At 68.7% G+C, this 18,665-nt stretch carries 19 protein-coding genes; 11 read left to right on the forward strand and 8 right to left on the reverse strand.

Annotation, left to right across the window (positions count from 1 at the left end; genetic code table 11):
* Window positions 1–253: 253 nt before the first annotated feature.
* The 4 genes from RALTA_RS11115 (at window position 254) to RALTA_RS11130 (ending at window position 4,818) form a co-directional block, all read left to right on the forward strand.
* Entirely contained in the window at window positions 254–1,465 is a 1,212-nt protein-coding gene (locus RALTA_RS11115) for an MFS transporter (RefSeq protein WP_012353528.1), read from the forward strand.
* A 142-nt stretch (window positions 1,466–1,607) separates the two neighbouring features.
* On the forward strand, window positions 1,608–2,246 hold the full coding sequence (gene pdxH, locus RALTA_RS11120; RefSeq protein WP_012353529.1) for a pyridoxamine 5'-phosphate oxidase: 639 nt from the start codon (window positions 1,608–1,610) through the stop codon (window positions 2,244–2,246).
* A 235-nt stretch (window positions 2,247–2,481) separates the two neighbouring features.
* Complete coding sequence (locus RALTA_RS11125; protein WP_012353530.1) at window positions 2,482–3,723, forward strand: SAM-dependent methyltransferase; 1,242 nt, start codon at window positions 2,482–2,484, stop codon at window positions 3,721–3,723.
* A gap of 15 nt (window positions 3,724–3,738) precedes the next feature.
* Window positions 3,739–4,818: a DUF72 domain-containing protein gene (locus RALTA_RS11130; protein WP_012353531.1), complete on the forward strand. Its 1,080-nt coding sequence runs from the start codon at window positions 3,739–3,741 to the stop codon at window positions 4,816–4,818.
* A 7-nt stretch (window positions 4,819–4,825) separates the two neighbouring features.
* Here RALTA_RS11130 and msrA read toward each other — a convergent pair whose 3' ends face one another.
* From msrA to RALTA_RS11155, 5 genes are all read right to left on the reverse strand, one after another.
* A complete protein-coding gene (msrA, locus tag RALTA_RS11135) occupies window positions 4,826–5,368 on the reverse strand; it encodes a peptide-methionine (S)-S-oxide reductase MsrA (protein ID WP_012353532.1) in 543 nt (180 codons plus the stop codon).
* Window positions 5,369–5,450: 82 nt separating this feature from the next.
* The gene (locus tag RALTA_RS11140; RefSeq protein ID WP_012353533.1) at window positions 5,451–7,013 is read right to left on the reverse strand and encodes a class I adenylate-forming enzyme family protein; all 1,563 of its coding nucleotides are present in this window, start codon (window positions 7,011–7,013) and stop codon (window positions 5,451–5,453) included.
* Window positions 7,010–8,263, reverse strand: coding sequence for an acyl-CoA dehydrogenase family protein (locus RALTA_RS11145; RefSeq protein ID WP_012353534.1), 1,254 nt, complete (start codon window positions 8,261–8,263; stop codon window positions 7,010–7,012). Before RALTA_RS11145 ends, RALTA_RS11140 begins: the two co-directional genes overlap by 4 nt.
* Window positions 8,264–8,355: 92 nt before the next feature.
* Complete coding sequence (locus RALTA_RS11150) at window positions 8,356–9,177, reverse strand: alpha/beta fold hydrolase (RefSeq protein WP_012353535.1); 822 nt, start codon at window positions 9,175–9,177, stop codon at window positions 8,356–8,358.
* Window positions 9,174–10,244, reverse strand: coding sequence for a hypothetical protein (locus tag RALTA_RS11155; protein WP_012353536.1), 1,071 nt, complete (start codon window positions 10,242–10,244; stop codon window positions 9,174–9,176). The genes RALTA_RS11150 and RALTA_RS11155 overlap by 4 nt, the downstream gene beginning before the upstream one ends.
* Window positions 10,245–10,411: 167 nt before the next feature.
* On the opposite strand from RALTA_RS11155, the gene RALTA_RS11160 reads away from it, so the two are divergent.
* Window positions 10,412–10,972: a flavin reductase family protein gene (locus tag RALTA_RS11160; protein ID WP_012353537.1), complete on the forward strand. Its 561-nt coding sequence runs from the start codon at window positions 10,412–10,414 to the stop codon at window positions 10,970–10,972.
* A 17-nt stretch (window positions 10,973–10,989) separates the two neighbouring features.
* Window positions 10,990–11,448 carry a MarR family winged helix-turn-helix transcriptional regulator gene (locus tag RALTA_RS11165; protein ID WP_012353538.1) on the forward strand — a complete coding sequence of 153 codons (459 nt, stop codon included), beginning with the start codon at window positions 10,990–10,992 and terminating at the stop codon, window positions 11,446–11,448.
* Here RALTA_RS11165 and RALTA_RS11170 read toward each other — a convergent pair.
* Window positions 11,445–11,930: an Lrp/AsnC family transcriptional regulator gene (locus tag RALTA_RS11170; protein ID WP_012353539.1), complete on the reverse strand. Its 486-nt coding sequence runs from the start codon at window positions 11,928–11,930 to the stop codon at window positions 11,445–11,447. The genes RALTA_RS11165 and RALTA_RS11170 overlap by 4 nt on opposite strands.
* Before the next feature lie 157 nt (window positions 11,931–12,087).
* On the opposite strand from RALTA_RS11170, the gene kynB reads away from it, so the two are divergent.
* The 3 genes from kynB to kynA are packed head-to-tail and all read left to right on the forward strand — an operon-like array spanning window position 12,088 to window position 14,935.
* Window positions 12,088–12,738 (forward strand): arylformamidase, encoded by a 651-nt coding sequence (gene kynB, locus RALTA_RS11175; RefSeq protein ID WP_012353540.1) that lies wholly within the window; start codon window positions 12,088–12,090, stop codon window positions 12,736–12,738.
* Window positions 12,739–12,774: 36 nt separating this feature from the next.
* On the forward strand, window positions 12,775–14,031 hold the full coding sequence (gene kynU / locus RALTA_RS11180) for a kynureninase (RefSeq protein ID WP_012353541.1): 1,257 nt from the start codon (window positions 12,775–12,777) through the stop codon (window positions 14,029–14,031).
* 13 nt (window positions 14,032–14,044) lie between these two features.
* Window positions 14,045–14,935 (forward strand): tryptophan 2,3-dioxygenase, encoded by an 891-nt coding sequence (gene kynA / locus RALTA_RS11185; RefSeq protein WP_012353542.1) that lies wholly within the window; start codon window positions 14,045–14,047, stop codon window positions 14,933–14,935.
* A gap of 61 nt (window positions 14,936–14,996) precedes the next feature.
* On the opposite strand, the gene RALTA_RS11190 is transcribed toward kynA, so the two are convergent.
* Window positions 14,997–15,818 carry an IclR family transcriptional regulator gene (locus RALTA_RS11190; RefSeq protein WP_012353543.1) on the reverse strand — a complete coding sequence of 274 codons (822 nt, stop codon included), beginning with the start codon at window positions 15,816–15,818 and terminating at the stop codon, window positions 14,997–14,999.
* A gap of 291 nt (window positions 15,819–16,109) precedes the next feature.
* On the opposite strand from RALTA_RS11190, the gene RALTA_RS11195 reads away from it, so the two are divergent.
* Complete coding sequence (locus tag RALTA_RS11195) at window positions 16,110–17,303, forward strand: acyl-CoA dehydrogenase (RefSeq protein ID WP_012353544.1); 1,194 nt, start codon at window positions 16,110–16,112, stop codon at window positions 17,301–17,303.
* A 121-nt stretch (window positions 17,304–17,424) separates the two neighbouring features.
* On the opposite strand, the gene RALTA_RS11200 is transcribed toward RALTA_RS11195, so the two are convergent.
* Window positions 17,425–18,063, reverse strand: coding sequence for a peroxiredoxin (locus tag RALTA_RS11200; protein WP_012353545.1), 639 nt, complete (start codon window positions 18,061–18,063; stop codon window positions 17,425–17,427).
* A 264-nt stretch (window positions 18,064–18,327) separates the two neighbouring features.
* Here RALTA_RS11200 and RALTA_RS11205 point away from each other — a divergent pair, with 264 nt between their 5' ends.
* Entirely contained in the window at window positions 18,328–18,654 is a 327-nt protein-coding gene (locus RALTA_RS11205) for a DUF883 family protein (protein WP_010813729.1), read from the forward strand.
* Window positions 18,655–18,665: the final 11 nt, after the last annotated feature.

Raw genomic sequence — 18,665 nt, forward strand, 5'->3', positions numbered from 1 at the left:
GCGGCAAGTTGACACAAGTTGTCGTTGTGCCGCGACGCGCTCCGGCGCATAATTAAACGGCCATTTACAAGAAGCTCAAGCATGGCAAGCATTGGCTGCGACGCGGGCTCGCCCGTGTGGCATCCTTGAAAAGGCGCGGCCGCGGCCGCCCTTTGTTTTGCTGCCGGCTAGCGGCCCTTTTTTCCCGATTCCCCGCCCCGGGTACGGCTCCCCGCCAACACCAGGCACGGTCACCAACGCTCCGCCCCGCCCCATGACGCTGACGCATGCCGCCGTCCCGCCGATCACCTGGCTGATCGCACTGACGGTGTGCAACCACGTGGCCTTCAATGCCAGCCGCGTGGTGGTGTCGCTGTTCGCGATTTCCCTCAAGGCCTCCACCGTCACGCTGGGCGTGCTGATGTCGCTGTACGCGGTGCTGCCGATGCTGCTGGCGATTCGCGCCGGCAAGCGCATCGACCAGATCGGCCCGCGCAAGCCGATGATGGCGGGCTCGCTGATGGTGGTGGGCGGGACGCTGCTGCCGGCGCTGTGGCACGAACTGGGCGCGCTGTACCTGTCGTGCGCGCTGATCGGGGTCGGCTTCATGCTGGTCCAGGTCGCGATGCAGCTCCTGATCGGGCAGGTCTCGACCGATGCCACCCGGCTGCGCAACTACACCTGGCATGCGCTGGGGCTGTCGGTGTCCGGCACGCTTGGGCCGGTGGCGATGGGCTACGTGATCGAGCATGCGGGCTTCCGCCCCGCGTTCGCGGTGCTGGTGGCAGTGGCGCTGGCGGGCCAGGCCGGCCTGCAATGGGTGCGTCCGCGTCTGCCCGCGCAAGGCGGCAACGCCGGGCGCATCGCCATCGAGGACGGCAGCCGCCGCTCGACGCTGGACCTGCTGCAGCACCCCGAACTGCGCGCGGTCTTCGTCGCCAGCGCGGTGCTGTCGGCCGCATGGGACCTGCACGCGTTCCTGATCCCGATCCAGGGCTCGCGCATCGGGCTGTCGCCGTCGTCGATCGGCTGGGTGCTGGGCACGTTCGCCATTGCCACCTTTGCCATCCGCGTGGCGATGCCGGCGGTGTCGCGCCGGCTGTCGGAATGGAAAATCATCCGCGCCGCCCTGCTGGTGGGAGCGCTGGCCTACCTGGCCTACCCCTTCGTCGCGCACTTCTGGCTGATGTGCGTACTGGCCTTCGTGCTGGGCCTGGCGCTAGGCAGCGCGCAGCCCAATGTCATGAACATCCTGCACACCGCGTCGCCGCACGGCCGCGCCGGCGAGGCGCTGGGCCTGCGCTCGGCGGTGCTGAACACCAGCCAGGTGGTCTGGCCGCTGACCTTCGGCGTGGTCGGCACGGCGCTGGGCATGCTGCCGATTTTCCTGTCGATGGCGGGCGCGATGGGGGCGGCGGGCTACTATTCGCGGCGCCAGGGACGCAAGGCGCTGGCGCCGCCGGCCAGCTCCGCCACGGGCGGCTGACACGCACGGGTGGCGAGACCGATACCGCTTGTCGCCGCGCAAATGCGGCCCCCGATGCATTCGCTATACTCGAATCAGCCGGACCTGCGGCCCCGCCCCCGGGCGCACCGCGCTTCCAGACCGATTCCCTGATGATTGCGACATGACCCAACTTGCCGACCTGCGCCGCACCTACGTGCTGGGCGCGCTGTCCGAATCCGACGTGGCCCCCGACCCCATGAGCCAGTTCAAGCGCTGGTTCGACGAAGCGGTCACGGCCAAGCTGCCGGAGCCCAATGCCATGTCCCTGGCCACGGTCGACGCCGACGGCCAGCCCTCCGCGCGCATCGTGCTGCTCAAGGGCATCGATGACCGCGGCTTCACCTTCTTCACCAACTATGAAAGCCGCAAGGGCCTGGACCTGGCGGCAAATCCGCGCGCCGCGCTGCTGTTCCACTGGGTCCAGCTGGAACGCCAGGTGCGCGTCGAAGGCCGCGTCGAGAAGGTTTCCGACGATGAAAGCGACGCCTATTTCGCCACGCGTCCGCTGGGCTCGCGCGTGGGCGCCTGGGCTTCCGCGCAGAGCCGCGAGGTCCCCGGCCGCGACGTGCTCGAGCAGCGCGAGCAGGAATACCGCAGCAAATTCGGCGAAAACCCGCCGCGCCCGCCCTACTGGGGCGGCTACCGCCTGGTGCCGACCGCACTGGAATTCTGGCAGGGCCGTCCGTCCCGCCTGCACGACCGCATCGCCTACCGGCTCCAGCCGGGCACGGGCTGGCAGATCGTGCGGCTGTCGCCCTGAGCCGGCCGGCGGACGCCGCGCGCGTCCGCTGCCTCTACGCCTCTCCCGGGACGACCGCAGGGTCTTCCGGCGGTGCGCTGCACGGCCTGCGGAATTGGACTAAAGTGAGACAGGCGTCGCTTGGCTACTCTTTTCTTGCAGCGCTCGCGACGGATCGGGCAAGGTTTGCGCGGTGATTCTCCTTGCCGGATGCGTCCGCCGAAGCGTGTGCCGCAACCATCGGGAGGTAAAGCGCATGTTTTTCAAGCAAACCCTGGAAAAGCAACTCGACAACTGGATCGCCGACCTGCGAGAGAACGCCAATCTCCCGGTCAGCCTGCGGCTGTGGAATGGCGCCGAATACCCGCTCGGGCAATTCGACAAGCCGGAGGTGACGCTGACCGTGCGCGAAGCCGCGGCCCTGCCGCTGTTGCTGACCCCGAGCCTGGACAACCTGGGCGAGGCCTACGTCCAGGGCAAGATCGATTTCGAGGGCCGGCTGGCGGACATCATCAAGGTGGGCTACGGCTTCTCGGCCGCGGCGACGCGGCGCGCCGGCGGGGCGCTGTACAAGGTGGCGCAGCACTTCTCGCATACCAGGCAGCAAGACAGGGAGTCGATCCAGTACCACTACGACGTCTCCAACGACTTCTACCAGCTCTGGCTCGACCCCAACATGGTCTATTCCTGCGCCTACTTCGAAAACGGCGATGAAGACCTGGCCACCGCGCAGATCAAGAAGATCGACCATATCCTGACCAAGATCCGGCTGCAGCCGGGCCAGACGCTGCTCGACATCGGCTGCGGCTGGGGCGCGCTGGTGCTGCGCGCGGCGCAGAAGTTCGGCGCGCGCTGCGTCGGCATCACGCTGTCGCAGAACCAGTTCGACCTGGCCACCGAGCGGGTACGGGCCGCGGGCCTGTCCGACCGCATCGAGATCCGGCTGCAGGACTACCGCGACACCACCGGCATTTTCGACCGCATCACCAGCGTCGGCATGTTCGAGCACGTGGGCAAGGACAACCTGCCCGGCTATTTCGGACGCATCCGCGAACTGCTGGCCGACGACGGCTTCGCCATGAACCACGGCATCACCTCGCCCGACCCCGACAACGGCGCGACGCCGATGGACGGTGCCGAGTTCATGGACCGCTACGTGTTCCCGCAGGGCGAGCTGCCGCATATCGGGCTGGTGCTGCGCACGCTGCAGCAGGGCGGCCTGGAAGCCTTCGACGTCGAGCTGCTGCGCCGGCACTACGCGCGCACGCTGCACCACTGGGCCGACAACTTCGAGGCGCGCGGCGACACCATCCGCAGCATGGTGGGCGAGAAAAAGTACCGCATCTGGCGCGTGTACCTGGCCGGCTGCGCGCATGCCTTCGAGACCGAGAAGATGTCGATCTACCAGGTGGTGTGCCACAAGTCCGGGCTGCAGGCCGACTCGCTGCCGTGGTCGCGCCGCTATATCTACGACCAGCCCATCGGCGGCAACGACTGAAGGCAACCCAGGCGATTGACTGAAGACCTCTTTGGCGGGCTGCCCCTGCCCGCCCCCGCGGCTACTCCCGGGCGGCCCGCGACGCCAGCCGGCGCGGCCGCCGAACCGGACTCCCCAGGCAAACCGGCGCGTGGCAAGAGCGTGCAGCCGTTCCCGGCCGCGCCGGCGCTGCAGGCGCTGGCCGCGCGGCTGCCGCCGCACCTGTATTTCGGTACCTCGTCCTGGGCCTATCCCGGCTGGAACGGGCATGTCTACGACGGCGAGTACGGCGACAGCCTGCTGTCGCGCAAGGGCCTGGCCGCCTATTCGCGGCACCCGCTGCTGCGCGCTGCCGGCATCGACCGCGGCTTCTACGGGCCGATCCCGCTGGCCGACTACCTGTCGTACGCCGCGCAGGTGCCCGAGGGTTTCCGCTTCCTGGTCAAGGCCCCGGCCAGCGTCTGCGACGCCTGGCTGCGCGGCCCGGACGGTGCCGGCCGGCTGGCCAACGCCGCCTTCCTGGATGCAGAGATCGCGGCGCGCGACTTCATCGTGCCGGCCACCAGCGGCCTGGGGCACAAGTGCGGGCCGCTGCTGTTCCAGCTGTCGCCGATGGGCCCGCTGGCCGACAGCGCGGTATTCCTGGAGCGGCTCGACGCCTTCCTCGGCGCGCTGCCGGCGCTGGATCCGGCGCTGACGCCGCACGCCGCCTATGCCGTCGAGCTGCGCGACCCGGCCCTGCTGACGCCGCGCTACATCCGGCTGCTGCGCCGCCACGGCGTGCGCTTCTGCCTGTCGGCGCGCGACCGGCTGCCACCGGTGCCGCGCCAGGCCGCGGCGCAGGCGCTGATGGACGAAGCCGGGGCAGGCCCGCTGGTGCTGCGCTGGATGCTGCATGCGGGCCGCCCCTATGCCTATGCGGAGAAGCGCTATGCGCCGTTCGACCGCATCGTCGACGACGATCCCGACACCCGCGACGCGATCGCCGACGTGGTGGCGCGCACGCTGCGCGCCGGGCAGCCCGCCATCGTCATCGTCAGCAACAACGCCGAAGGCTGCGCCCCGCTGAGCTGCGTGCGGCTGGCCGAAGCCATCGTGGCGCGGCTGGAGGGCTAGGCGCGCCTTACTTGCGCAGTTTCGCGCCGAACTGCTTGCGGAACTTGGCCAGCTTGGGCGAGATCACGAACGCGCAATACCCCTGGCTGGGATGGTCCTGGTAGTAGTTCTGGTGGCTGGCCTCGGCGCGCCAGTAAGGCTGCTCCGGCTCGACCTGCGTCACGATCGGCGCATCGAACACCTTGGCGGCAGCCAGCTCGCGCATCACGTATTCGGCCGTCGCGCGCTGCGCCTCCGAGTGCGTGAAGATGGCCGAGCGGTATTGCGGCCCGACGTCGTTGCCCTGCCGGTCCGGCGTGGTGGGGTCGTGGATGGCGAAGAAGATCTCGAGGATTTCGCGGTAATTGATCACCGACGGATCGAAGCTGACGCGCACCACTTCGACATGGCCGGTATCGCCTGCGCAGACCTGCTGGTAGGTCGGGTGGTCGACATGTCCGCCGGTATAGCCGGACTCGACCGCGACCACGCCTTCGACCTGCTGGTAGACCGCCTCCAGGCACCAGAAGCACCCGCCGCCCAGCGTGGCGGTTTCCAATCCATGTTCCATTTGCGCCGCTCCCTTGCGTAATCGTCTGTCCTGTCTGGCCAGGCCTCAAGCATAAGCGCAGATCGGCGCGCTTGCAGCGGATTCAGCCAGGCTGGCGCCGGGCCTCCAGCTGCGCGCGCAATTGCGGCTTGAGCACCTTGCCCAGGGCGCTGCGCGGCAGGTCGTCCATCAGCACCACCTCGCGCGGCAGCTTGAAGCGGGCGATGCGCGCGGCCAGCTGCTCGCGCAGCGGTTCGGCCGCGAGCGCGCCGGGCGGCGTGCCCGGCGCCGGCACGATCACGGCCACCGGCACTTCGCCCCAGCGCGCATCGGCCACGCCGACCACCGCGCATTCCTGCACGCCAGGCAGGCCGACCAGCACGTTCTCGATCTCGGCGGGATAGATGTTCTCGCCGCCCGAGATGATCATGTCCTTGCTGCGCCCGACCACCTCGATGCAGCCGTCGGCATCGCGGTGCGCCAGGTCGCCGGAATGGAACCAGCCGCCGGGCAGCCCGCTGTCGCTTAGACCACTCTCGGTCAGCCCACTCTCCGGCTGGTTCCAGTAGCCCGCCATGACGTTGGCGCCGCGCACCCACAGCTCGCCCACCGCGCCCGGCGGCACCTCGGCGCCGTCAGGGCCGGCCAGGCGCACCTCGGCCTCGGGCTGCGGCCAGCCCGCGTAGCCGGGGCGCGCCATGGCCTGTTCCAGCTTCAGCACCACCGACACCGGCCCGGTCTCGGTGGCGCCATAGACCTGCCCGAGCGGCACGCCGCGAGCGTGGAAGGCGTCGATATACGAGCGCGGGATGGTCGACGATCCGGCCATCACCCCGCGCAGCGCCGCCAGGTCGGCATCGGCCCAGCCCGGATGCTCCAGCACCGCGCGCAGCGTCGCCGGCACCATCAGCGACAGGCTGGGCCGCGCCGCGGCCACCGCATCCAGCCAAGCCTGCGCCGCAAAGCGGTCATGCAGCGTGACGCGCGCGCCGGCCAGCAGCGCCGGCAGGGTCTGGATGCACAGCCCGCCGACATGGAACAGCGGCAGCACCGACAGCACGTGGTCGTCGGCGCGCATGCCATGCGCCCACCAGCTGGCACGCGCATTGGCCAGCACGCCGGCCTGGGTATGCACCGCGCCCTTGGGCTTGCCCGTGGTGCCGGAGGTATAGGCCAGCAGCAGCGGCGCGTGGTCCGGCACGGGAGCATGGACCACGCCGTATGGCGCGGGCTCGTCGATCAGCCGGTCGAGGTGCGCCAGCCGGAAATCGCCGCCGGCCTCGCGCGCCAGCGCTTCATTGGGCGCGTCGTGGAACAGCAAGGCGAGCTGCGCGTGGTCGCAGATGGCCCGCAGCTCAGCCGGCGCCAGCCGGTAGTTCAGCGGCGCAAACATGGCGCCGACGCGGGCGCAGGCGAACAGCAGCACCAGCTGCAGCTCGTGGTTCAGGCACAGCGTGCCGACGCGGTCGCCGGCGCGGATGCCCCAGGTGGCGGCCAGGTGGGCGCTGGCGCGCTCCACGCGCCGCCACAGCTTGCCGTAGGTGAAGGTGCGGCCCAGGTAGTGCAACGCCGGCCGGCCCGGCGCCACGTCGGCATGGCCATGCAGCATGGCAGGCAGCGCCCCCAGCCCGGCGGCGCCGGCTCGGATCGCGCGGGGGGCGCTCATTCGTCGCGCTCGCCGGATTCGTACAGGGTCTCGCGGCCCATGCGGTCGAGGATCAGCTCGGCGGTCCAGGGCAGCATCAGCGCGCCGCAGCGCGAATCGCGGTAGAGCCGTTCCAGCGGCAGGTCCTTGAGCATCGACTGGCCGCCGCAGGTGCGGATCGCCAGCCGGGCAATATCGTTGGCGCCTTCCATCACCGTGTAGTGCGCGGCGTACAGGCGCAGGCGCTCGTCCTTCGACGGATTGGGCTTCGCTTCGTGGATCGCGCGCCAGAAGATCGAGCGCATGGTCTCCAGCTGGATGCGCATCTGCGCCACCGCGATCTGCTTGGTGGGGTACATGCGGCGCCTGACCGGCGGCTGGCCGGGGACCTCGCCGCGCAGGTACTGCACGGTGAAGTCGTACGCCGCCTGCGCCACGCCGAGGTAGGTCGGCGACAGCGTGAAGAACATCGCCGGCCAGGTCTGCGCGGCGCGGTAGTAGACCCCGCGCGGCATCAGCTGTTCGTGGTCGGGCACGAACACGTCCTTGAGCAGCAGCGTGCGCGACACCGTGCCGCGCATGCCCATCGGGTCCCAGTCGCCGGTCACGGTGAGGCCGTCCGCCTTTCCGGGCACCGCAATGTAGAGCGTGTCGCGCATGTCCGGATGCTGGTCGCCGCGGTCCTCGGTGCACAGGATGCCGTAGTAGTCGGCCGCGCCCGACAGCGAGGCGAAGATCTTGCGCCCGTTCAGCACCCAGCCGCCGTCGACCTTGCGCGCGGTGGTGCCGAACGGCGCCTTGCCGGCGGCGGCGGCCGAGCCTTCGGAGAACGGCTGCGCGTAGACCGCGCCGTCGCGCACCACCCGCGCGAAGTGCAGCTCCCGCCGGGCCTGGTGTTCGTCGCGCTGGGCCGGGGTCATGTCGATGCCATCGGACAGCACGCCGGTCCACATGGTCGAGCAGATATGCATGTTGTAGGTGAGCGCGGTGGCGCCGCAGAAGCGGCCGATCTCGGCACCGACCATGCAGTAGGTGGCAAAGTCCGCGCCCGCGCCGCCGAACGAGCGTGGCACGCACAAGGCCAGCAGGCCAGCCTCGCGCAGGTCGTCATAGTTGGCGAACGGGAAGCTGGCCTCGCGGTCCCAGGTGGCGGCGCGCGGCGCGAAGCGCTCGCGGCCCAGGCGGTTGGCCAGCGTCAGCCATTGCACCTGTTCCGGGGAAAAGTCCGCCGTACCGACGGCGGGAATGAAGTCGAGCTGGCCGGATGGCATGTCGCGTCTCCTGTTTTGCCCGCTCGCGCCGTGTGGATGGAAAGGGGGCGGCGCGGCGGCGATTCTTGTGTGGCGTTGGGATGCGGCGCGCTTCAGCGCAAGGGAAAGCGCCGGCGCAGGAAGTCCAGCACCGCGTCGTTGAACAGCTCGGGCCGCTCCATGCAGGCCAGGTGGCCCACATCGGGCAGGCAGCGGTACTCCGCGCCGGCAATGCGTTGCGCCATGCGCTGCATCACCTCGGGCGCGGCATTGGTATCGTGCTGGCCGGCCAGCGCCAGCACCGGCACCGCGATGCGGGGCAAGGCGTCGCGCTGGTTGAAGCGCACCAGCGCGGCCAGCGCGGCGCGGTAGGTCGGCGCCGGCACCGCCGCCATCACCGCCGTGGCGAAGGCCACGGCCTGCGCGTCGGCGTCCGGCGCGACCATGGTGCGCACCAGCCCGGCCGCCAGTTGCGCCATGGTCTTGCCGGCATCCAGCGGTGCGGTGCGCGCGGCGATGAACTCGCGCTGCCACGGGCCGTCGCCCTTGCCGAAGGCGGGCGAGGTGCCGGACAGCACCATGCCGTCGATCAGCGCGGGCGTGGCCGCGCACGCCTGCTGCGCGACCATGCCGCCCATGCTGTGCCCCAGCAGCACCACGCGCCGGCCGGCATCGCGCTCGGCCTGGAGCACGGGCGCCAGCGCCTGCGCCAGCCCGTCGAAGTCATAAGGATCGATCAGGACGCTGTCGCCATAGCCGGGCATGTCCCACGCCACGGCGCGGTAGCCGGCCTGCGCCAGCGCCTCGCCCTGCGCGGGCCACGCGGCCTTGCCGCCGCCGATGCCGTGCAGCATCACCACGGCCACCGGCCCGTCGCCCCAGGCCAGCGTGGCGATGCCGTTGGCGTGGCGGTGCGTCGTCGCCGCGGCGCTCATGCGGCCACCTCCACCAGCGTGCCCGCCTCGACCTCGTTGCGGCCGTCGAGCGCAACCGTGCAGTTTCGCAGCGGCAGGTCGAAGTGGCCCAGCGTATGCCGCCCGGCCACCTCGTTGGCGCCGGTCGAGAACAGGAAGTTGCCGGCGAACGCGCGCAGTTCGGTGCCGTTGCAATCGCGCTTGTCGTAGAACGTCATCGCGTCCCAGCGCGCCATCCGGTTCAGGCCCCAGCCCACGTGCGAGACCGCGTAGGCGTCGCGCGTGCCTTCGCGATCGGCCCAGGCCTGGTAGTAGCCGCGCATCATGTCGGCGTCGACACCCTGCCCCTCGACGGCGACGATATAGTCGTCCTCGATATGGCACACCACGGAGTCGCGCAGGTAGGTCTTGAAGGTAAGGTTGACGTCGCCCGGCGCCAGCACCAGGGTGCCGTTGACCTGGCGCCCCGCCGGGAACGCCAGGCACAACCCGCCGGGCCAGTGCGAGACCTGGCCGGGCTTGTTGCAGAAGCCCCAGACGCCGCCCACGCGCGCCTCGGCCAGGCCGATGCGCAGCTCGGTGCCGGCGGCGGAATGCACGCGCATCTCGCGCGCGCCGCGCAGGCGCTTCATCGCCGCGCGCACGGTGTTCTCCAGCGATGGGTCGGGCTGGCAGCGCTCCAGGATCTCGGGGTGCTCGTTGCTGACCATCAGCATGCGCGGCACCACGCCGTCGGCACCGCGCAGGATCTGGGGCAACTCGGGGGCGTGCAGCAGGCCTTCGACCGTGCAGTCCAGCACCAGCTGGCAGCGCGACAGCGCAGCGACGACCGGGGCCAGGTTCTGCAGCGCATCGCTGGCGCCCGTCGAACGCACCGGAGCCGGCGCGCTGAGTGCGGGGGTCGGCACCTGGATGCGAACCGGGGTCGCGCCCAGCGACTGCACGGCCAGTTCGGCCAAGGCCACGTTGACAGGGCGGGATTGGGACTCCGTTACAATTCCGACGACATCCCCGTGCCGCAGGGCACAGAGTTCCAGCGTGCGGCAGAACGCCGCCAGCCAGCGGTGTTCGATCTGCTCAATGAGCATGCGCTTGTCTCCTGCTTGTTGTTGTCTTCTTGTTCTACGGGGCGGGCCGCCCTGGCGCTGTGCGCCAGCAGTCGCCTGCAGCGTGTCGTGCGCGGCGCCGGGCTTGAACTCGCCGCCCCTGGCGCGAATAATATATATGAAATTTCATGAACTCCAGTGGAGCCCCCATGGGCATGCCTGAGGCCCAGCCACGGATCGCCAGCGTAGCCGCCGCCCCCGACTTCGATGCGATGCACTTCCGCCGCACCCTGTCGCAGTTCGCGACCGGTGTCACGGTGATCACCACGCGCGCCAGCAACGAATCGGTTGCTGCCGGCGCGCCGCCGTTCATCGGCATCACCGCCAGCTCGTTCAACTCGGTCTCGCTGGATCCGCCACTGGTGCTGTGGAGCATGGCCACGCGCGCCAACAGCCTGCCGATGTTCCGCGACGGCACCCACTACATCATCAACGTGCTGTCGGCCTCGCAGCTGGACCTGTGCCAGCGCTTTGCCACGCTCAAGGGCGACCGCTTCGCCGGCGTGGACTACCGGCTCTCGGCCACCGGCCTGCCGATCCTGTCGAATGCGCTGGCCTGGTTCGAATGCCACAACCGCAGCCGCTACGACGAGGGCGACCACGTCATCTTCGTCGGCGAAGTGGAACGCTGCGGCGTGCTCGATGGCAAGGACGGCCCGCTGATATTCCAGGGCGGCCAGTTCACCACGACCGCCCCGCTCGATCTCTGAACAGCCACTCCCCCATCATGGCGGACCTGCCGGCAGTCCCCTCGTCCCAGCCCTTCGTCGACGGCTACCTGGCCTACCTGCTGGCCCGCGCCAGCCATCTGATCTCGGGCGAATTCCATCGCGAGGTCGAGGCCAGCGGCCTGTCCGTGCAGGAATGGCGTGTGCTGGCGACGCTCGCGGACCGACCCGACTGCACCATCGGCGCGCTGGCGGAAATCACGCTGACCAAGCAGCCCACGCTGACCAAGCTGGTCGACCGCATGGCGCAGGACGACCTGGTCCGCCGCCGCCCCGGCAAGACCGACCGCCGGCACGCCCTGATCTCGATCACGCCGCGCGGCCTGGCCGTGGTGCAGCCGCTGCTGGAGCGCGCCGCGCAGCATGAGCGTGCGGTGCTGGACGACTTCGGCATCCGCCAGGGCGCGCAGCTGAAGGAAACCCTGCGGCAGCTGATCGCGCTGCACGCGCGGCGCTAGGGCTGCGCGGCGGCCGACTTCAGGATCGCCAGCGGCGAACTGTCTACCTTGATCCGCTGCAGCACGATGTTGGAGCGGATATCCATCACGCCCGGGGTGCGGTACAGCCGGTTGACGATGAAGTCCGAGTAGTGCTTCAGGTTGCGCGCCTGCACGCGCAGGATGTAGTTGCTGTCGCCGGTGATGATGTAGGCCGACAGCACTTCTGGCCACGACTGCACGGCGGCGATAAAGGTGTCGTGCCAGCCCTCCACGTCGTGGCGCATCGACACCTGCACGATTGCCTCCAGCTCCAGCCCAAGCTGCTCGGCATCGAACCAGGCGCGATAGCCGCCGATCACCCCTGACTCTTCCAGCAGCCGCACCCGGCGCAGGCATGCTGACGGCGACAGCGCCACGCGGTCGGCCAGGTCCTGATTGCTGATGCGGCCGTTCTCCTGCAGGCAAGTCAGGATGCGTAAATCGGTGGGATCGAGGTTCATTCGAATTTCCTTCGAGAAATCGTCGATTTTTCGCATTCTATGCGAAAGATGGTGCCAATGACGGGTCATTTAGCAAGCCTCTTGCCGCCGATTTTGACTATGATTCCCGACATCGAGGCACACCGAAACGGCGCCCGCAGACGGCGCCGCGCAACCTATGACCGCCCCCAATCCCGACCCGCGCCGGCTGTGGGACATCAGCCCGCCGCTGTCGCCCGCCACGCCGGTGTGGCCTGGCGACACGCCGTTCCAGCAGCAGCCGGCCTGGCAGATCGACGCGCAGTGCCCGGTCAATGTCGGCCGCATCACGCTGTCGCCGCACACCGGCGCGCATGCCGATGCGCCGCTGCACTACGCCGCCGACGGCGCGCCCATTGGCGCCGTGCCGCTGGCGCCATACCTGGGCCGCTGCCGGGTGATCCACTGCATCGGCGCCGCGCCGCTGGTGCAGCCGCACCATGTCGAACACGCGCTCGACGCGCTGCCGCCGCGGGTGCTGCTGCGCACCTACCGGCAGGCGCCGCTGGCGCAGTGGGACCCGGATTTCTGCGCGGTGTCGCCGGACACCATCGCGCTGCTCGCCGCGCACGGCGTGCAGCTGGTCGGCATCGACACGCCCTCGCTCGATCCGCAGGACTCCAAGACCATGGACGCGCACAACGCCGTGCGCCGCCACGGCCTGGCGATCCTGGAAGGCATCGTGCTGGACCAGGTCGATGCCGGCGACTATGAACTGATCGCGCTGCCGCTGCGCTTTGCCGCGCTGGATGCCAGCCCGGTGCGCGCGGTGCTGCGCAGCCTCGACTGACCTTTTCCCGAACCCGCCTGGCCCTTTTTGCACGACATGACGACCATTGACCGCGAGCACTGTATCCGGCTCGACCAGCAAGACCCGCTGCGCCCGCTGCGCGACCAGTTCGCCCTGCCCCAGGGCGTGATCTACCTCGATGGCAACTCGCTCGGCGCCCGCCCGCGCGCCGCCGCCGCGCGCGCCGCTCAGGTGGTGGCCGAGGAATGGGGCGACGGCCTGATCCGCAGCTGGAACACCGCCGGCTGGTTCGACCTGCCGCAGCGCCTGGGCAACAAGCTGGCGCCGCTGGTCGGCGCGGGCCACGATGAAGTGGTGGTTACCGACACCACCTCGATCAACCTGTTCAAGGTGCTGGCCGCGGCGCTGCGCGTGCAGCAGACGCGCGACCCGGCGCGCAAGGTGATCGTCTCCGAGGCCAGCAACTTCCCCACTGACCTGTATATCGCCCAGGGCCTGGCCGACCTGCTGCAGCAAGGCTATTCGCTGCGGCTGGTGAACTCGCCGGCGGAGATCGACACCGCCGTGGGCGCCGACACCGCGGTGCTGATGCTGACCCACGTCAACTACAAGACCGGCGAGATGCTGGACATGGCGGGGCTGACCGAGCTGGCCCATGCGCGCGGCGCGCTGACGGTGTGGGACCTGTGCCATTCGGCCGGCGCCGTGCCGGTCGACCTGAAGGCGGCCGGGGCCGACTACGCCATCGGCTGCACCTACAAGTACCTGAACGGCGGCCCGGGCTCGCCCGCCTTCGTCTGGGTCGCGCCCGCGCTGCGCGATGCCTTCTGGCAGCCGCTGTCGGGCTGGTGGGGCCATGCCGCGCCGTTCGCGATGGATCCGCAATACCGGCCGGTCGAGGGTGTGCGCCGCTTCCTGTGCGGCACGCAGCCGGTCACGTCGCTGGCGATGGTCGAGTGCGGGCTGGACATCTTCGCGCAGACCAGCATGCAGGTGCTGCGCGCCAAGTCGTTGCTGCTGACCGACCTGTTCATCGACCTGGTCGAAGCCCGCTGCGGCCACCACCCGCTGACGCTGGTGACGCCGCGCGAGCACGCGCGCCGCGGCAGCCAGGTCAGCCTGGAGCACCCCGAAGGCTATGCCGTGGTCCAGGCCCTGATCGAGCGCGGCGTGATCGGCGACTACCGCGAACCGCGCATCGCCCGCTTCGGCTTCACGCCGCTCTACACCAGCTTCGCCGAGGTGTGGGATGCTGTGGAAATCCTGCGCGACGTGCTGGACAGCGGCGCCTATCGCGACGCGCGTTTCCAGACGCGTGGCCAGGTGACCTGACCGGGAGCGCATCATGAGCGAATTCAAGGGATGCCCCTTCTCCGGCGCGGCGCCGGCAGCTGCGCCGGCGGCCACCCCGCAAGGCGACGGCTGGCATGGCGCGCAGATGGATTTCGCCAGGGACATGAGCTATGGCGATTACCTGGGGCTGGACCAGATCCTGAGCGCGCAGCATCCGCTGTCGCCGGACCACAACGAGATGCTGTTTATCGTGCAGCACCAGACCACCGAGCTGTGGATGAAGCTGATGCTGCACGAGCTGCGCGCCGCGCGCGAGTCGGTCAAGGCCGACAGCCTGCCGCCCGCGTTCAAGATGCTGACCCGCGTGTCGCGCATCATGGACCAGCTGGTGCAGGCGTGGAACGTGCTGGCCACCATGACGCCGCCGGAATACTCGGCAATGCGGCCCTACCTGGGCATGTCGTCGGGCTTCCAGTCGTACCAGTACCGCGAGATCGAGTTCATCCTGGGCAACAAGAACGCCGCCATGCTCAGGCCGCATGCCCACCGGCCCGAGCACCTGGCGCTGGTCGAAGCCGCGCTCAGGACGCCGTCGCTGTACGACGAGGCGATCCGGCTGATGGCGCGGCGCGGCTTTGCCATCGACGCCGATTGCGTCGAGCGCGACTGGACCCAGCCGACCGCGTACAACGCCTCGGTCGAGGCGGCGTGGCTGGAGGTCTATCGCAACCCCGGCGCGCACTGGGAACTCTATGAGCTGGGCGAGAAGTTCGTCGACCTGGAAGACGCGTTCCGGCAATGGCGCTTCCGCCATGTGACCACGGTCGAGCGGGTGATCGGCTTTAAGCGCGGCACCGGCGGCACCGAAGGCGTCAGCTATCTGCGCAAGATGCTGGACGTGGTGCTGTTTCCGGAGTTGTGGAAGCTGCGCACCGACCTGTGATCCGCGCCGTCCCTGTGCGCAGGGACGGCCGCATGGACCACCGCAGGGACGGCGGCCCGGCTCAGCCCACCGGCTCGGACAGCCTCGACGCCAGCGCCCGCAACGCCGGCGCCAGGGTCTGGTGGAACACCGCCTCGTCCACCGCCCCGTAGGAAGCGCTGCAACTGAGCATGTGCAGCTCCTTCTCCCCCACCGGCCGGAACGCCACCGCGCACGCATGGATGGCCGGATGCCAGTCGCGGAACGACGCCGCATACCCGCGCTGCTGCGCCTCGGCCAGCGCCGCGCGGGTGGCGGCCTCCTGCTGCTTCCACTGCTCCGGGAAGGCCTGACTGAACTCGGCCATCACGCGCTCGCGGCGCGGCGCCGGCAAGGCGGCCAGGTAGGCCCGCCCCATCGAGCTGGACACCAGCGACAGCCGCGAGCCGACCCCCAGCCCCAGCATCACGCCGGCGTCGTTGCGGATCGACTCCAGGTAGATCACCTCCATGCGCTCGCGCTTGCCGAGCGACACCGAGACCCCGTACGACTGCGCGAATGCCAGCATATGCGGCCGCGCCAGCGCCACCACGTCCGATGCCGACAGGTAGGCGTAGCCCAGCGCCAGCACCCCGGCATCGAGCGCGTACTTGCCGAGGCTCTCGTCATAGCGCAGGTAGCCAAGCTGCACCAGCGTGCCGGCAAGCCGGCTCACCGTGGCCTTGGGAAACCCGGTGCGGCGCACGAACTCCTGGTTCCCCAGCATCGCCTCGCCGGTGCGGAAGCAGCGCAGCAGCTCCAGGCCGCGCGCCAGCGCGGTGACGAAGTTAGGGTCGCTGTCGCGCACCGGTGCCGTAGGCGCGGATTCCACGGAAAGTGACGGATTGGGATTCGGGTTGGCCAAGTTTGCTGCTCCAGTCGGCGCTTGTCCGTTCATCGCACAAAGGCGCGGAAGTTCAGGGTTTTGCCGGTTGCGTGGCAGGACCATTGCGATATACTAATTCAACGGAACACAGTTCCGCAATGCGGAACTTCCAGGATCCCGAAAAAATCCTCCGCACGATCGCCATCGACCACCATCGACCGATCACATATCGATCACCGAACCCGTTACGAATGACGGAATCCGCCGGCGCGGACCGCGGCACGCCAGCCGCCCGCCCGGCGCTTCCCTGCGCTACCGAAGGAGACCTGCATGGCTGCCAACGCCGAATTCCACTGGGCCGACCCCCTGCTGCTGGACCAGCAACTGAGTGCCGACGAGCGCATGGTGCGCGACGCTGCCGCGGCGTACTGCCAGGACAAGCTGATGCCGCGCGTGCTGCAGTCATTCCGCAACGAGAAGACCGACGTCGAGATCTTCCGCGAGATGGGCGAACTGGGCCTGCTCGGCCCGACCATCCCCGAGCAATATGGCGGCCCGGGCCTGAACTACGTCAGCTACGGCCTGATCGCGCGTGAAGTCGAGCGCGTCGATTCGGGCTACCGCTCGATGATGAGCGTGCAGTCGTCGCTGGTGATGGTGCCGATCTATGAATTCGGCACCGAGGCGCAGAAGCAGAAGTACCTGCCCAAGCTGGCCACCGGCGAGTGGATCGGCTGCTTCGGCCTGACCGAGCCCAACCACGGCTCCGACCCGGGCTCGATGGTCACCCGCGCGAAGAAGGTCGACGGCGGCTACGAGCTGACTGGCGCCAAGATGTGGATCACCAACTCCCCTATCGCCGACGTGTTCGTGGTCTGGGCCAAGCTGGCCGGCGACGACGGCAAGGAAGACATCCGCGGCTTCATCCTGGAAAAGGGCTGGAAGGGCCTGTCGGCACCGGCCATCCATGGCAAGGTCGGCCTGCGCACCTCGATCACCGGCGAGATCGTGCTCGACCAGGTGTTCGTGCCGGAAGAGAACATCATGCCGGGCGTGAAAGGCCTGAAGGGTCCGTTCACCTGCCTGAACTCGGCCCGCTACGGCATCGCCTGGGGCGCGCTCGGCGCCGCCGAGTTCTGCTGGCACACCGCGCGCCAGTACACGCTGGACCGCAAGCAATTCGGCCGCCCCCTGGCACAGACGCAGCTGGTGCAGAAGAAGCTGGCCGACATGCAGACCGAGATCACGCTGGGCCTGCAAGGCTGCCTGCGCCTGGGCCGCATGAAGGACGAAGGCACCGCGGCGGTGGAGATCACCTCGATCATGAAGCGCAACTCGTGCGGCAAGTCGCTCGACATCGCCCGGGTGGCGCGCGACATGCTGGGCGGCAACGGCATCTCGGACGAATTCGGCGTGATCCGCCATGTGGTGAACCTGGAGGTGGTCAACACCTACGAAGGCACCCATGACATCCACGCGCTGATCCTGGGCCGCGCCCAGACCGGCCTGCAGGCCTTCTTCTGAGCCCAGCATAAAAAAGCCCGGCGATGAAGCCGGGCCAAGCACACTACCAAGGAGACGACGAGGCTGCCCCCGTCGATACAACACCTGCCTTGCACACGGCCCCGCCCTGGCGGGGCCGTGTTCATTTATTGGGCTGGGGCGTCAGGCGCAGGTACGGACGCACCGCCTGATAGCCCTTGGGGAATTTCTCGCGCAGCACGGCTTCGTCCTTCAGCGACGGCACGATCACCACGTCGTCGCCGTCCTGCCAGTTGCCTGGCGTGGCCACACTGTGGCTGTCGGTCAGCTGCAGCGAGTCGATCACGCGCAGCACCTCGTTGAAGTTGCGCCCGGTGCTGGCCGGATAGGTGATGATCAGGCGCACCTTCTTGTTCGGGTCGATGATGAACAGCGAGCGCACTGTCAGGGTCTCGTTCGCGTTCGGGTGGATCATGTCGTAGAGCTGCGACACCTTGCGGTCGGCATCGGCCAGGATCGGGAAGTTGACCTCGGTCGACTGGGTCTCGTTGATGTCCGCGATCCAGCCGCGGTGCGAGTCCACGGTGTCCACCGACAGCGCGATCGCCTTGACGCCGCGGCGTGCGAATTCGTCCTTCAGCCGTGCGGTCAGGCCCAGTTCGGTGGTGCACACCGGGGTATAGTCGGCCGGGTGCGAGAACAGCACGCCCCAGCTGTCGCCAAGCCACGCATGGAAGCGGATGCGGCCTTCGCTCGAATCCTGCTCGAAGTCCGGGGCGATATCGCCAAGACGCAATGCCATGTTCGGTTCTCCTGATTTCGCGGTGGAACCAGAGTAACTGGATTGATATCCAACCCAAACGAATATAAAGTCACTACAAAATCACTCGTAGTCATATAGCCATTCTCTGACATCCATCACGCCCGCTTTCGGGCATGCTGGCCATACTTGGGCATCTACCCCTTCAGCGACTCGCTTCCGGGCGCGTTGCCTTGAAACGGCGACGTGTCGCCACATATGCTAAGTATCAGACCGACAAATGCCGTTAGCCTCGGAGCGTAGAAAATGTCAGAATCCGCACAAACCGAACCAACCGCCCGCAAACAGGAGAAACTGATGAGCGATGTCAAGACCGTTCTGTCCGACGCCGAGGAACTGCTGAAGCAAGCCGCCTCGACCACCGGGGAAAAGGCCGCCGAACTGCGCGAGCGTGGCATGGGCCTGCTCAAGCAAGCCAAGGAAAAGGCCCAGGACCTGCAAGACGCCGTCGTAACCAAGAGCAAGGCCGCTGCGCGCGCCACCGACGACTACGTGCACGACCACCCGTGGCGCGCCGTTGGCGTGGCGGCCGGCGTGGGCCTGCTGATCGGTCTGCTGCTCAACCGCAAGTAAGCCTGAAAATC

It is taken from the genome of Cupriavidus taiwanensis LMG 19424 (assembly GCF_000069785.1).
GTDB lineage: Bacteria > Pseudomonadota > Gammaproteobacteria > Burkholderiales > Burkholderiaceae > Cupriavidus > Cupriavidus taiwanensis.